This is a genomic window from Salinirubellus litoreus (assembly GCF_037335815.1).
GTDB lineage: Archaea > Halobacteriota > Halobacteria > Halobacteriales > Haloarculaceae > Salinirubellus > Salinirubellus litoreus.
On record NZ_CP147842.1, the window covers coordinates 1 to 11,823 of the forward strand.

The following is an 11,823-nucleotide window of genomic DNA, read 5'->3' on the forward strand; positions in this document are numbered from 1 at the left end:
GATGCCTTTTGTTGATGTTTAGGACTCTTTTTATATGTACTGGTCATATTAGGATTAATGGAAGACGGTACGACCCCCGGAGAGGATGATAAACAGGGGGCTGACTGGTATCGGACGCTCGTTGAAGAAGTGAACGATCTCGCAACAGTCGTCGATACCGACGGGACGATAACCTACGTCAGCCCAGCCGTCACACGCATTCTTGGCTACGAACCTGACGAGTTGAATGGCCACGAGGGATACGAATTCGTCCATCCCGACGATCAAGAGCGAAACGCCGAGGCGGTCGAGACCGTTCTATCGAACCCGTCTGAACACCAGACTGTCGAAGTCCGGTTCCAGCATGCTGACGGATCGTGGCGCTGGATCGAGGCTACAATGAGGAATCGACTTGACGACGGCCTCATCAAAGGGATTCTCCTCAGCAGTCGAGATATCACTGAGCGAAAAGAGTACGAGATCGAAGTTCGGGAACTCGCCGAAGAGTACGAAGCCCTTCTGAACAATGTGGAGGACGCGATCTTTCTTATCGATGTTAAACAATCGGATGATCGTGATGTCAGATTCGAATTTGAACGGCTCAGTCCATCCTATGAGCGACAAACTGGTATTACGACTGAGGAAGTGCAAGGTCGGACGCCACCAAACGTCTTCGGTGACAAGCAGGGGGCGGACCTCGAAGCAAACTACCACCGCTGTGTCGACGCTGGTGAGCCAATTTCGTACCAAGAGGAGCTACGGGTCGGGGAGGAAGCACGCTTCTGGCAGACGAAGCTTGCGCCGGTTGTCACCGATGATGAGATAACTCGCCTCATTGGGATCACTCGGAATGTGACCGACCGCGTCGAACGGGAACGACAGTTACGTCAGCAAAACGAGCGACTCGACGAGTTTGCAAGTGTTATTTCGCACGACTTGCGTAATCCACTCAACGTCGCACAGGGGCGTGCGACGCTCCTTGTCGAGCAAGCAGAAAGCGAACATCTCGAGCCACTCCTGCAAGCCCTCAACCGGATGGAAGCTATCGTCGAGGACACGTTGACGCTCGCTCGTCAAGGCGATACAATTGACGAGATGGAGTCAATCGGTTTGACCGCTCTCGTCGGGAAGTGCTGGGCGACAGTAGACACCAAAAACGCGACCATCGAAATCGTCGACGGGATGACTTTCCAAGGTGACCCCGACCGGTTACAGGACGTGTTCGAGAACCTGTTCCGGAACGCTGTCGAACACGGTGGGTCTGGCGTGACCGTTCGTATCGGACGTTACGGCGAACAAGGAATTTACGTCGAGGACGATGGACCGGGAATCCCGGCGGACGAGCGGGAGGAAGTGCTCGAACCGGGCCATTCGTCGGCCCGTGGTGGCACTGGCTTCGGGTTGACTATTGTAAAACGAATTGTGGAAGCTCACAGCTGGGAGTTGTCCGTGGGCGAGGGAACAGATGGTGGAGCACGGTTTGAGTTCGAGATGGTGGAATAGGGAGAACGTGTGGGTGGGCAGACAAATGCTGCCACCTATGCATCGAGAGCCTCAGTCTCAACTTCTGCTGCCGGGGGGAAGTTGAGACTACACCGGGGGTAGCTGGCCTGTAATGCGTGGCTTCGGCTGAATCGACGAGTGGAAACTGCTTCAAATCGCTCTCTGAACAGGCATTATTATCATATTTCCAACTAGACGGGCGAATTTCGAGAACGACGGCGACTGGTTGGTCGCTGCCGATGTAACTGCTGAACTTGCAGCGAAGCTAAATGTGGGAGCCTATCCGACTGCTGTGGCACTCGATCCGACTGGCCGAATCCAGTGGTCTGAGTCCGGCATTCACACCGCCGACGAGCTTGTCGCAGGAATCGAAATCGCTCTCAACGCATGATCAGCGAGACGCTTCTGACAAACGCCTCGTTCGCGCTCACAGCGGGTGTAGCAACGTTTTTTCACCGTGTGCCTACCACTGCTGCCGGGCTACGTTGGCTTCTACGTGAACTCTACTGACACCGGAAGCGCCTCTATCACAGGCGCGGGGATTCGAGGAGTGGCAGCCGCGTTGGGCGTACTTGCGACGTTTGCGTTGCTGGGCGGGGCCACGGCGTGGGTCGGCCACGAGGCACTGTCAGATATTACCATTTTTGAGACACTGGTCGGCGGATTGCTCATCATCTTCGGATTACTTGTCGCATTCGACCGCGCTCCGTCACTGTCGTTATCACTTCCAAAGCGCCGATCAAGCGTTCTGGGCTTCGGTCTTTTTGGCGCGGGATACGCATTAGCTGGTGCCGGATGCGTCGCCCCAGTCTTCCTCGCAGTTGTAGCCCGGGCTATCACCCTCTCGACCGAAGCAGCGATGCTCGTATTAGGAGTCTATGCCGGTGTTGTTGCTGTACTAATGGCTGCAACAACCGTCGCAACCGGAGTCGGTATCATCAGTAACGCAAATCGCGTAATGGCTCATGTCGGATGGCTCAAGCGGCTCGCCGGCGTTGTGATGATCATCGCTGGGATCGGTCAACTCTATCTATCAGTTATCGTATACTGATACGGCGATTGAGGCGTACAAAAAATATGGTTCTAATAATCAAAACTGTTGTGGTGAATGCTCCAAAGTGGGAACCGTGTGGCTACTCAAAAGCTATTGTGCCGTAGCGCAAGGTGAATGGGTCCAATCACACTACTGGGTGCCGTCGACCCAGTATGGGTGGCGTTCCTCTCTCCGGAAGTCGCGAGTCGCATGCAGTTCGGATGGACGATCTCCGTTCACATCATCTTCGCGTCCCTTTCGATCGGGCTCGCACCGTTTATCATCTACTTCACCTGGAAAGACGTGCGGACGAACGAGCAGCGGTATGCGCGATTGCGCTCGTTCTGGGTGAAGGTTTTTGCTGTCGGCTTCGTGATGGGTACAGTCACCGGGATTCCGATGAGCTTCCAGTTCGGCACGAACTTCCCACAGTTCGCCGAGGTAGCCGGTGAACTGATCGGCGGCCCGCTGGCCTTCGAAGCGAAGATGGCGTTCTTCTTAGAGGCCGTCTTCCTCGGCGTGTTGCTGTACGGCCGCGACCGTGTTGAGGACCGAACATACCTCATCTCGTCGATGCTCGTCGGCTTTGGCGCCTGGCTGTCGGGGTTCTGGATCCTGATCGTCAACGCTTGGATGCAGACCCCACGGGGCTACGAGATGGTCACCCGCAACGGGATGGAAGTCGCCAAACTAACCGATCCGTTCGCCGCGTTCCTCACCCCGCGAATGCCCTGGATGTACGTCCATATGATGAACGCGTCGGTGATCTCGATCGCACTGCTGGTCGCGGGCGTCTCGGCGTACATCGTCTGGAAAAAGCCCGACACTGAAGCCTGGAACACCGCACTCAAGCTGGCTGTCGTACTCCTGATCATCTCCGCACCGTTCCAAGCGGTCCACGGCGATGCCTATGGCCGCCACGTTGAGGACACCCAGCCACAGAAGTTTGCCGCGATGGAGGCTCACTACGAGACGGGGCAGGCCGACCTACACCTGCTCGCGTTTCCGAAGTCACCTGAGGCACTCACCGACCCGCGAGCCGAGAACCTCGTCACCGTGAGCCTTCCCGCAGTCGGGTCGTTCCTCGCCAGTGGCGGGGACTTCGACGCCGAGGTCATCGGACTGAACGAGTACGAGGAGAACCCCCCGGTAGCACTCGTGTTCTGGTCGTTCCGCTTCATGGTCGGGCTCGGATTCCTGTTCATCGGGTTGGCACTGTGGGGCGGTTACCTCATGTACCGCGGGCGGCTGTCCGACAGCACACGCTATCTGAAGGCGATGATCGCTGCATCGCCGTTCGGCTACGCTGCGTTGCTCACCGGCTGGTACGTCACCGAGATCGGCCGGCAGCCGTGGGTCATCCAGGGCGAGCTCAAGACGAGCGAGGCGGTGTCATCGACGCTCACCGGGGCCGAGGCGACACTGACCCTGGTCGGGTTCGTCGTGCTCTACGTCGGGCTGATGCTGACTGCGCTGTACATCCTGAAGTGGCTGGTCCGGGAGGAACTCCGGTCACTCGGCGTCCGAGAGTCGAGTGGCGGCCGCTGGCACGGCCCGATTCCGTGGGTGAGTAGCGATGACTGACCCGCTGTTGCCCGTCGACGCGTACCTCGTCGAATCGCTGCCGGAGATCTGGTTCGGCGCCGTGCTGTTCGCGTTGGGGATGTACGTCGTTCTCGACGGGTTCGACTTCGGTATCGGGATGCTTTACGCGACCCGGGCGGACGAACGCGAGCGGGAGACGTTCCTGGCGGCGTTCGGACCGGTCTGGGACGCGAACGAGGTGTGGGTCGTCGCCTTCGGGACGATGCTGCTAGCGGCGTTCCCGCGCGTGTACTCGCGCCTGCTGGCGGACAACTATCTGCTCGCGCTCGGGTTCGTCCTCGCGTTGGTGTTCCGCGGCCTCGGTCCGGAACTCCGCGAGCAGCGCGACGACGAGCGCTGGAAGCGCTACACCGACTACGCGTTCATCGGCGGGAGCGTGTTCGCGCCGCTCCTGTTGGGGATGCTTGCGGGTCGCTGGCTGTTCGGCGGGGCGACGCTACCAGTGGCGTTGACTGGCGTCGGCCTGGTCGCCGTCTCGATAGTCACGGGGGCGGCGTTCCTCGCAGCCAAGACCGAGCCCGGTCTGGCATCGGAACTGCGAGCGTACGGCATCGGTGGGACACTGGCGTACCTTGGCGGTGTGGTCGTGCTGCTGGGAACCGTCGTCCTGACCGATGCGGGCGGCGCTGCCGACGCGGTGCTCTCGCTGCCCGTCGCTGCAGTGGTCGCTCTCTCGGTCGCCGTCGGGCTGGGCGGGAGCGTACTGGCCAGACGCGGCCGGTACCGAGCCTGGCTCGCGAGCGCGCTGGCGCTGCCCACACTGTTGACGATCTTGGTCGCAATTCTGCTGTACCCGACGATTTATCCGCCGACCGGGCTGTTGGTTAGAGAAGCGGTCGTGTCGCCACTAGCGCTGAACCTCGTGACCGTCCTCGGGTTTCCGGTCCTGCTGCTGGTACTGTGGTACTTCAAGTTCCTCTACGGCGTGTTTAGCGGTCCAATCGAGGGTGAGGGCTACGGGGGGTAACCCCACCAACCTCTCGTCGTTCCATTCTCCGCTCAGTACTGGTGACTCTCCGATCGGGGATATGTACGATATGATGGAATCACATCCTCGCGCCCGGCCGCCCAAGTTGAGACCGGTTGGCTCAATGCATATGGTATAGATGCGGGTGGCACATTCGTATCTGGTCAGCTGGCTTCGGTTAGTCGTTGTGCGCCGGACTCGGGTCGGGGACTTCGACGGCGCTGCCACCTCGGAGATGCCAGTATGCACCGGTACACGGCGCTTGATCTCTTGGATATCTCACGCTCCGTCGGAGGTTGTAGACGGTGCATTTGAGGATCATCTCGAGGAGTTCCAGATGACAACTTCGCGCATGCACCTATTGGCAAATATATAAGATAGAAAACAATTGAATACGATTGCAGTTCACTCTTGACTGGGGGGTGGTGGGAGGACCGACTCCGACGATTCGCTCGATTCGCTCGGGAAGGCAATCTATCGCGACTGGTTTTCACTCTGGACGAGGGGTGTCCGCCACGCGTCTGACGCTTCTTTCATGTTCTTACTTAGTGGGAATTGACACTTCTTCCGACGGGAGTTACACTCTGGATCAGGGGTGTGGTCTCGATCGTCCGGGCTGTCCAGAACGACAGTGTGCGATACACTCTTGATGAGGGGTGTCCATTCGTTCGAATAGCTCTCCGTGATCGACGCTTACACTCGGGATAGGCCCGATACTTCTGACGGATGATACGCGTCAGACAAAACATAAGAAGACGGTCAAAGGCAGATTTACACTCTGGTCGTGGTAGCCGAATTGTTAAGTAGCCTGCTTGCGCGGTGTCTCATATCGATGGCCGAGGAACCGTCACAACTCACTGATTTCAACGAACGATTCGAGGACCCCTCCGAGGATCCGCTATTCGACTTCGACGAGGAGGACCCCGACCGGGCCAACATCTTCGCTCGAAAGGAACTGCTGAAGGTGGGACACGTTCCCGAGAGTACCCGGATCGTCGGTCGCGACGACGAGATCAAAGCCGTCGCAGCGGCCCCGGCCGATCGTCCAGGGCGACCCTCCGAATAACGTGATGATCTACGGGAAGACGGGGACCGGGAAGTCCCTCGTCGCCCGTCACGTCACCGAGCGAGCTCGACGGGCGGCGATCTCGAACGACGTGGCTGTGGGAACGGTATACGTCGACTGCGCCCAACACAATACGCAAACCCGGGTGGCGAGGACCGTCACACGATCGCTCAACGAAACCGACGCGACCGACTTCGACATCCCGCGTGCCGGGATCGGGAGCGGGGAGTACTATGACTATCTCTGGGAGATTCTCGACACGGCGTACGAGTCGGTCATCATAATCCTCGACGAGGTCGACCGGCTGGACGACGACGACATCCTGATGCAGCTTTCCCGAGCGCGTGAGTCCGGAAAGGCTGACTGTCACCTCGGCGTCATCGCGGTGAGCAACAAGATCGAGTACCGCGATCGGCTGAACGAGCGGGTCAAGTCGAGCCTTCGCGAGGAGGAGTTCGTCTTCCAGCCTTACGACGCGAATCAGCTGCGGCAGATCATGAAGCACCGGCGGGACGCCTTCTACGACGATGTTCTCTCCGACGACGTGATTCCGCTGACCGCGGCCATCGCTGCACAGGAGCACGGGGACGCCAGAAAAGCGATCGAGATTCTCCGCCATGCCGGTGAGCTCGCTGAACGAGAGAACGTCGAGACGGTCACCAAAGAGCACGTCCGCGACGCGCAGGAGTGGGCGCAGATCGACCGGTTCGAGGAGTTGCTCCGCGGTTCGACGACTCAGGTGAAGTTCATCCTGTACTCACTCGCGCTGCTCTCCGAGGAGAACCCGAAAACGGAGGGTTTCTCGACGAGCCGGATCTTTGATCGGTACAAGGAGATGGCAGAGAAGATCGACGCGACCGTCCTCAGCGAACACCGGGTGTACGAGTTGCTGAAGGAACAGGCGTTCCTCGGAGTCGTCGAATCGACGCGCACCGGTGGTGGTCGTGGTCAGGGGAGTTACCTCGAACACCGACTCGTCCAGGACACCGAGATCGTGCTAAAATCGGTGCTTCGCGACAGCCGGCTTGAGGATCTAGCCTGAGGTTTCGAATCCCTGTCCGTTGATTTTTAGATGTTCCGTTCGGCAGCAGCTTTCTGCTCTGAGTTACCCCACAATCCAAACATAATTCTGACTTCGTGGGGTAACCACCTACTCCCGTAATGCGAGCTTGGAGAACTGGCAGTTGACTCGGTGTTTGCCGCGGCGAGAGACGAAACCAAACAAATAAGATGATATTCCCTATTTTATTAAACAATAAGGTACCTCAAAGCCCTTATAGGGGACGAGTAACGGCTTCGTGGCAGAGATACTGGCTGACTGTCCAGCAAACATTCAACTCCCACCCTTCAGGATTGACCTGCCCGGCCAGCACCGGGTAGGAGGCCCGCGCCTTTAAGCGCGGGAGGATGTCACTCGCAGCAGACCGTGTGGCGCCTCGTGGGCGAGGAACACGTCGACGTCGGTTAGTCTAGAGTTCGCTCTACGTCCTCCCGAACGAAATGCCGACGACGTTCGTCTTCGAGTTCTGAGCGCGGCTTGTCGAACTGAGTGGGCGCATAGTTTCCCGACAGCCCCGCGACTCGCAGTCCCTTGAGGTCGACGGCGTCACTCGCGAGGACGTGTACATTCCTCACGCCTTCTGGTTCCCTCCCCTCTCAGTGCCTCGATGACGTTTAGATCTTCGTCGTTGCCAGCAACGAACCACGTCGGGACCGGCAGCTCGTAGTACTGGAGGTCGCCTACCTGGAGGGCGCGATCCGCATCCGTTTCGCCGAAGGCCGCCAAGAGCGCCTCTCGTTTCGCTTTTTCGTCTGCGTGGGCGTCACCCAGGACGAGCATCGGATCCAGTATTCATCACGGTCGGATAACTCTCCTACGCGCGACCCGATCAGTGGTCGGTCAGGTGCCGCGTCGACGGGGTTCGTTCACCATTCCATCCCCCCGTTGATCCCGAGCACCTGTCCCGTCATATAGTCTGAGTGATCGCTGGCGAGAAACCGCACGACGCCGACGATGTCACGCGGATCGGCGAATCGATTCAGCGGGATGTTTTCCTTGATCTTCTCCCGGACCCTGTCGGGGACCTTCTCGAGCATATCGGTCTCGGTGAACCCCGGTGCGACACAGTTCGCTGTCGAGCCGTGCCTGGCGAGTTCCAGTGCGATAGTCCGAGTAAACGCGATGAGCCCGCCCTTCGAAGTCGCGTAGTTGGCCTGTCCGTAATTGCCCTGCTGGCCCACGACGCTTGAGATGTTGATCAGTCGACCGTGATCGGCCGATTTGACGTCATCATAGAACGTCTTCGTGCAGTTGAACGTCCCGTTGAGATTGACCTGCATGACCCGGTTCCAGTCCTCGTGGGTCATGTTCTCGAACTTATTATCGAGCGTGATCCCCGCGTTATTGACGAGGACGTCGACCGATCCGAGCGTCTCGTGAATCTCGTCGGCCATCCGTTCGACCTGTTGCGGATTGGCGACATCAGCGCCCACGCAGATCGCCGTGCGATCGTTCGCTTCTATCACGTCCGCGACCTCCCGGGCCCGGCCTTCGGAGGTATGGTAGTTCACTACGACGTCACCGCCACACCGGGCGAATTCGAGCGCGATTTCACGACCGATGCCACGGGACGACCCTGTAACGACACAGGTCCGACCGGAGAGGGCGATTGATCCAGTGGTTCCAAACGCTGTGACGTCTGCGCCATGCGTCTGACACCACCACGAACGGTGATAAACCGGGTAGGATATTCCCAGACGGTCGGAATTGCGATGTCCTCGGACTTGTTGCGTAGTTCACCAATCGGGCCGGGGAGCCGCTAAATCGTCTCGGCGCAATCCGGCTGCGTATTCGAGTCGACCAGATGATCCGTGACAGCGGGAGCAGTCTAGTGGTCTGTCACGATGTCCGCTGACAGCGGATGATGGGGCCGTCCCCCAGGAACCATCCCTTGGTTGCCGGAGGAAGGCCGGTCGCAGGTAATATCGCTCACCTGTCGTGTACATCACTCCGTCCGATCAGAAGGGTCCAGAACGCGTCCGTGGATATCGATCTCCCCGTTCCGGATGCGGGTGCTACTAATCCGCTCGTTATCTTCGACGACTACGAACGGTGGGATGTGAACCTCGAGTGGCGGGAGCCCAGCGTCCCGGCGTCGCCGGTTGAGTTCGTATACACGATGCTGGGCTTTCGTCTCCGGAGAGGCTACGAGCGCGCCCACGTCCTCGCGTGTCGCGGCAGGCCCGTCGAGGTCTTTCAGCCGGATCACCTCGTAGGAGGCCGTGTAGGCACCCTTCATACGATCGAGTTCGGTTTCGAGGTTCGAGCGACGCTTCTCGAAGGGCTCGATCAATTCGACGTGGGCAGGATCACTCCGGGTCTGCTTAGCCAGACCGGTTGGGGTGATGCCGATGATGACGTGACCGTCACCGTCTTGGCTTGCGGTCTGGAAGCCCTGTGCAGGAAGACGAGATGGCTGCTGTGAATCGGCGAGAACGTCCAACCGAGGATGGCGATACGTTCAGTCAGATCTATACCGAGATGGGTGCTCCCCGTCTTCATATATCAGTCGGGGATGCCCTGGTGGAAGAGATAGGGGTACTTCCGCCCTTCGATGCCGTGTCCAGTCAGTCACCATCGGGCGTCGTTTCTGCCCTGGGTTCCCCACCCTTGGATGGATGCCTGCGTCTTGCGCTCTTCGTGGTGAGCCTGTCGGAGACGGGCGGTCGTCGGCGTGCGGGGATTTAACCGAGTTGGGGGGAAAGGACCGCTCGTCGAGCACGAACGACACCGAGTACGGGTACATCACGCCGGAGAATCTGGCGCTCTTCACCGACCTCTACGAGCTGAAAATGATGCAGGCGTACCATAACCAGGAGCACGATCCGGAGGCGACGTTCGACCTCTTCTTCAGGGATCTGCCGCCGGACAGGGGCTATATGATCGCGGCGGGGCTGGAACAGGCGATCCACTATATCGAGACGCTGTCGTTCACCGATCGGGCGATCGACTACCTGAGCGACGAGGGGTTCGACGAAGCGTTCCTCTCGCATCTGGAGACGTTAGAGTTTACAGGGGAGGTGCGGGTGCTTCCGGAAGGAACGGCCGTCTTCCCGAACGAACCGCTGCTGGAGGTGACCGCCCCGATCCTGCAGGGACAGCTGCTGGAGACCATCGTCGGGATCGACCGAATCCGACCGAGCGATTCCCGGGAGACGAGGATATTCTTGTAGTCACCCACGTGTCCAGTTAGCGGTAGTGAGTGTTCCCGCAGGACGAGAACTCTGAACCGAAGGCATTGGTGACCCTTGACTGGGGCCGCTTGAGGTGCACGGAAATCAGCGAGGATCGCGATCGTGACTCGCCGAGAACTAGCCGATTCACAGAGGGCCGATCAGCCGCCCATCAAAACCTCCGGGAGGATCGATTTCGATTCCCACCCGACGGTACTCGTGGCGAGGCTTTTGTCGCTCTCTTTCTGCATCCCAGTATGGACATCGAACAGCCATCCCGACGTACGGTCGTCACGCTGGTCGCCGTCGCCGTCGTGTCCGTGGTTCTCGACCTCGTGTTCGGGGCGTTCAGGATCCGCCGGACGGACGGCGAGGACGGTCGTCGAGTCATCGAGTCCGTTCCGTTGCCCGCGCCTGCCGAGGAGAGTGACGTCTCGGTCGAGGAGGCGATTGCTGACCGCCGCTCCCGGCGCGAGTACGGCGAGCGCGCACTCGAGCGCCGTGAACTCGGACAGTTACTCTGGGCGGCACAGGGCGTGACGGAACAGTCGACCGGCTTCCGGGCGGCGCCTGCGCCGGCGCCCTCTACCCGCTCGAACTGTACGTCGCTGTCGGAACGCCCGGCGTCGAAGGGCTCGAATCCGGCGTCTACCGCTACCAACCAAGGAGCCACGAACTCGCCCGTGTCAGCTCCGGAGACGTCCAATCGGAGTTACAGCGGGCCGCAGTCGATCAGGCCTTCGTCGAGGCGGCGGCCGTCGATATCATCGTGTGTGCGGTCGACGATCGGACGACGGGGAAGTACGGTGAGCGGGGGCGACAGCGGTACGTCCCGATGGAGGCCGGTCACGCGGGCGAGAACCTCTATCTGCAGGCCGAGGCGCTGGGGCTGGCGACCGTCTCGGTCGGTGCCTTCCACGATAGCCAGGTGCGAGACCTCGTGGGTGCCCCGGCGAACGAACGGCCGCTGTACGTGTTTCCAGTCGGAGGGCGAGCCCAATGATCGAAGTCGTCTTCAGCCATTGGGGTCTCGCGACCACGACCCTCGCGCACGCAGTCCTGACGCTCGTGACCGGGGTCGTCTTGCTGGCGGAACGGTACTGCTACCTGCCACGGGGCCGCTGGCGGCCGGTCCTGCGGGTGGCTCACACGGCGTTCGGGGTGCTGCTGGTCATCTACCTCGTCGCCACGTATCTGGTCGTCCCTATTTGAGTCCCCCAGGCCCGGCCCAGAGCATCCCCCGGACCGTGAGGCAGAATAGCATAGGAGTCCCGACGCCGAGCGCCACCACCAGCGACGAGTTGTCGAGGAGGTTGCCGTCCCGATGTGTCTCGGTGAACACGATGTTACTCACGGGCGGGACGGGCCCGCCAGGAGTGTATCGTTGGTTCCCAACGCCACAATCACTCGACGCGCGAACTACGTTCTACGCTCATC

General features: G+C 59.8%; 7 protein-coding genes and 7 pseudogenes. 9 read left to right on the top strand and 5 right to left on the bottom strand.

All coding sequences use genetic code 11. The features are described from left to right. Positions 1–57 precede the first annotated feature (57 nt). From WDJ58_RS22795 to WDJ58_RS22815, 5 genes and pseudogenes are all read left to right on the top strand, one after another. The gene (locus WDJ58_RS22795) at positions 58–1,482 is read left to right on the top strand and encodes a PAS domain S-box protein (RefSeq protein ID WP_338917916.1); all 1,425 of its coding nucleotides are present in this window, start codon (positions 58–60) and stop codon (positions 1,480–1,482) included. Positions 1,483–1,690: 208 nt separating this feature from the next. Beyond that, positions 1,691–1,873, top strand: a pseudogene (locus WDJ58_RS22800) (TlpA family protein disulfide reductase); the annotation flags it as partial. Then, a pseudogene (locus tag WDJ58_RS22805) lies at positions 1,870–2,533 on the top strand (cytochrome c biogenesis protein CcdA). The pseudogenes WDJ58_RS22800 and WDJ58_RS22805, both read left to right, overlap by 4 nt. A 117-nt stretch (positions 2,534–2,650) precedes the next feature. Beyond that, on the top strand, positions 2,651–4,099 hold the full coding sequence (locus WDJ58_RS22810) for a cytochrome ubiquinol oxidase subunit I (protein ID WP_338917917.1): 1,449 nt from the start codon (positions 2,651–2,653) through the stop codon (positions 4,097–4,099). After that, positions 4,092–5,087 (top strand): cytochrome d ubiquinol oxidase subunit II, encoded by a 996-nt coding sequence (locus WDJ58_RS22815; RefSeq protein WP_338917918.1) that lies wholly within the window; start codon positions 4,092–4,094, stop codon positions 5,085–5,087. The genes WDJ58_RS22810 and WDJ58_RS22815 overlap by 8 nt, the downstream gene beginning before the upstream one ends. 271 nt (positions 5,088–5,358) lie before the next feature. Here WDJ58_RS22815 and WDJ58_RS22820 read toward each other — a convergent pair. Then, positions 5,359–5,445 (bottom strand): annotated as a pseudogene (locus WDJ58_RS22820) (IS5/IS1182 family transposase); the annotation flags it as partial. A gap of 474 nt (positions 5,446–5,919) precedes the next feature. Here WDJ58_RS22820 and WDJ58_RS22825 point away from each other — a divergent pair. After that, a pseudogene (locus WDJ58_RS22825) lies at positions 5,920–7,195 on the top strand (Cdc6/Cdc18 family protein). Positions 7,196–7,570: 375 nt separating this feature from the next. On the opposite strand, the pseudogene WDJ58_RS22830 reads toward WDJ58_RS22825, so the two are convergent. The 3 genes and pseudogenes from WDJ58_RS22830 to WDJ58_RS22840 all read right to left on the bottom strand — a co-directional run. Then, positions 7,571–7,993, bottom strand: a pseudogene (locus WDJ58_RS22830) (metallophosphoesterase family protein); the annotation flags it as partial. A gap of 86 nt (positions 7,994–8,079) precedes the next feature. Continuing rightward, positions 8,080–8,861 (bottom strand): annotated as a pseudogene (locus tag WDJ58_RS22835) (beta-ketoacyl-ACP reductase). A gap of 297 nt (positions 8,862–9,158) precedes the next feature. Then, positions 9,159–9,656 (bottom strand): pantetheine-phosphate adenylyltransferase, encoded by a 498-nt coding sequence (locus WDJ58_RS22840; protein WP_338917919.1) that lies wholly within the window; start codon positions 9,654–9,656, stop codon positions 9,159–9,161. Between the two features lie 250 nt (positions 9,657–9,906). Here WDJ58_RS22840 and WDJ58_RS22845 point away from each other — a divergent pair. The 3 genes and pseudogenes from WDJ58_RS22845 to WDJ58_RS22855 form a co-directional block, all read left to right on the top strand. Then, positions 9,907–10,332: pseudogene (locus WDJ58_RS22845) on the top strand (nicotinate phosphoribosyltransferase); the annotation flags it as partial. Positions 10,333–10,984: 652 nt separating this feature from the next. Continuing rightward, a complete protein-coding gene (locus WDJ58_RS22850; protein WP_338918378.1) occupies positions 10,985–11,389 on the top strand; it encodes a SagB/ThcOx family dehydrogenase in 405 nt (134 codons plus the stop codon). Further along, positions 11,386–11,598, top strand: coding sequence for a hypothetical protein (locus WDJ58_RS22855; RefSeq protein WP_338917920.1), 213 nt, complete (start codon positions 11,386–11,388; stop codon positions 11,596–11,598). Before WDJ58_RS22850 ends, WDJ58_RS22855 begins: the two co-directional genes overlap by 4 nt. On the opposite strand, the gene WDJ58_RS22860 is transcribed toward WDJ58_RS22855, so the two are convergent. Next, positions 11,591–11,740: a hypothetical protein gene (locus tag WDJ58_RS22860; protein ID WP_338917921.1), complete on the bottom strand. Its 150-nt coding sequence runs from the start codon at positions 11,738–11,740 to the stop codon at positions 11,591–11,593. The genes WDJ58_RS22855 and WDJ58_RS22860 overlap by 8 nt on opposite strands. Between the last annotated feature and the right edge of the window lie 83 nt (positions 11,741–11,823).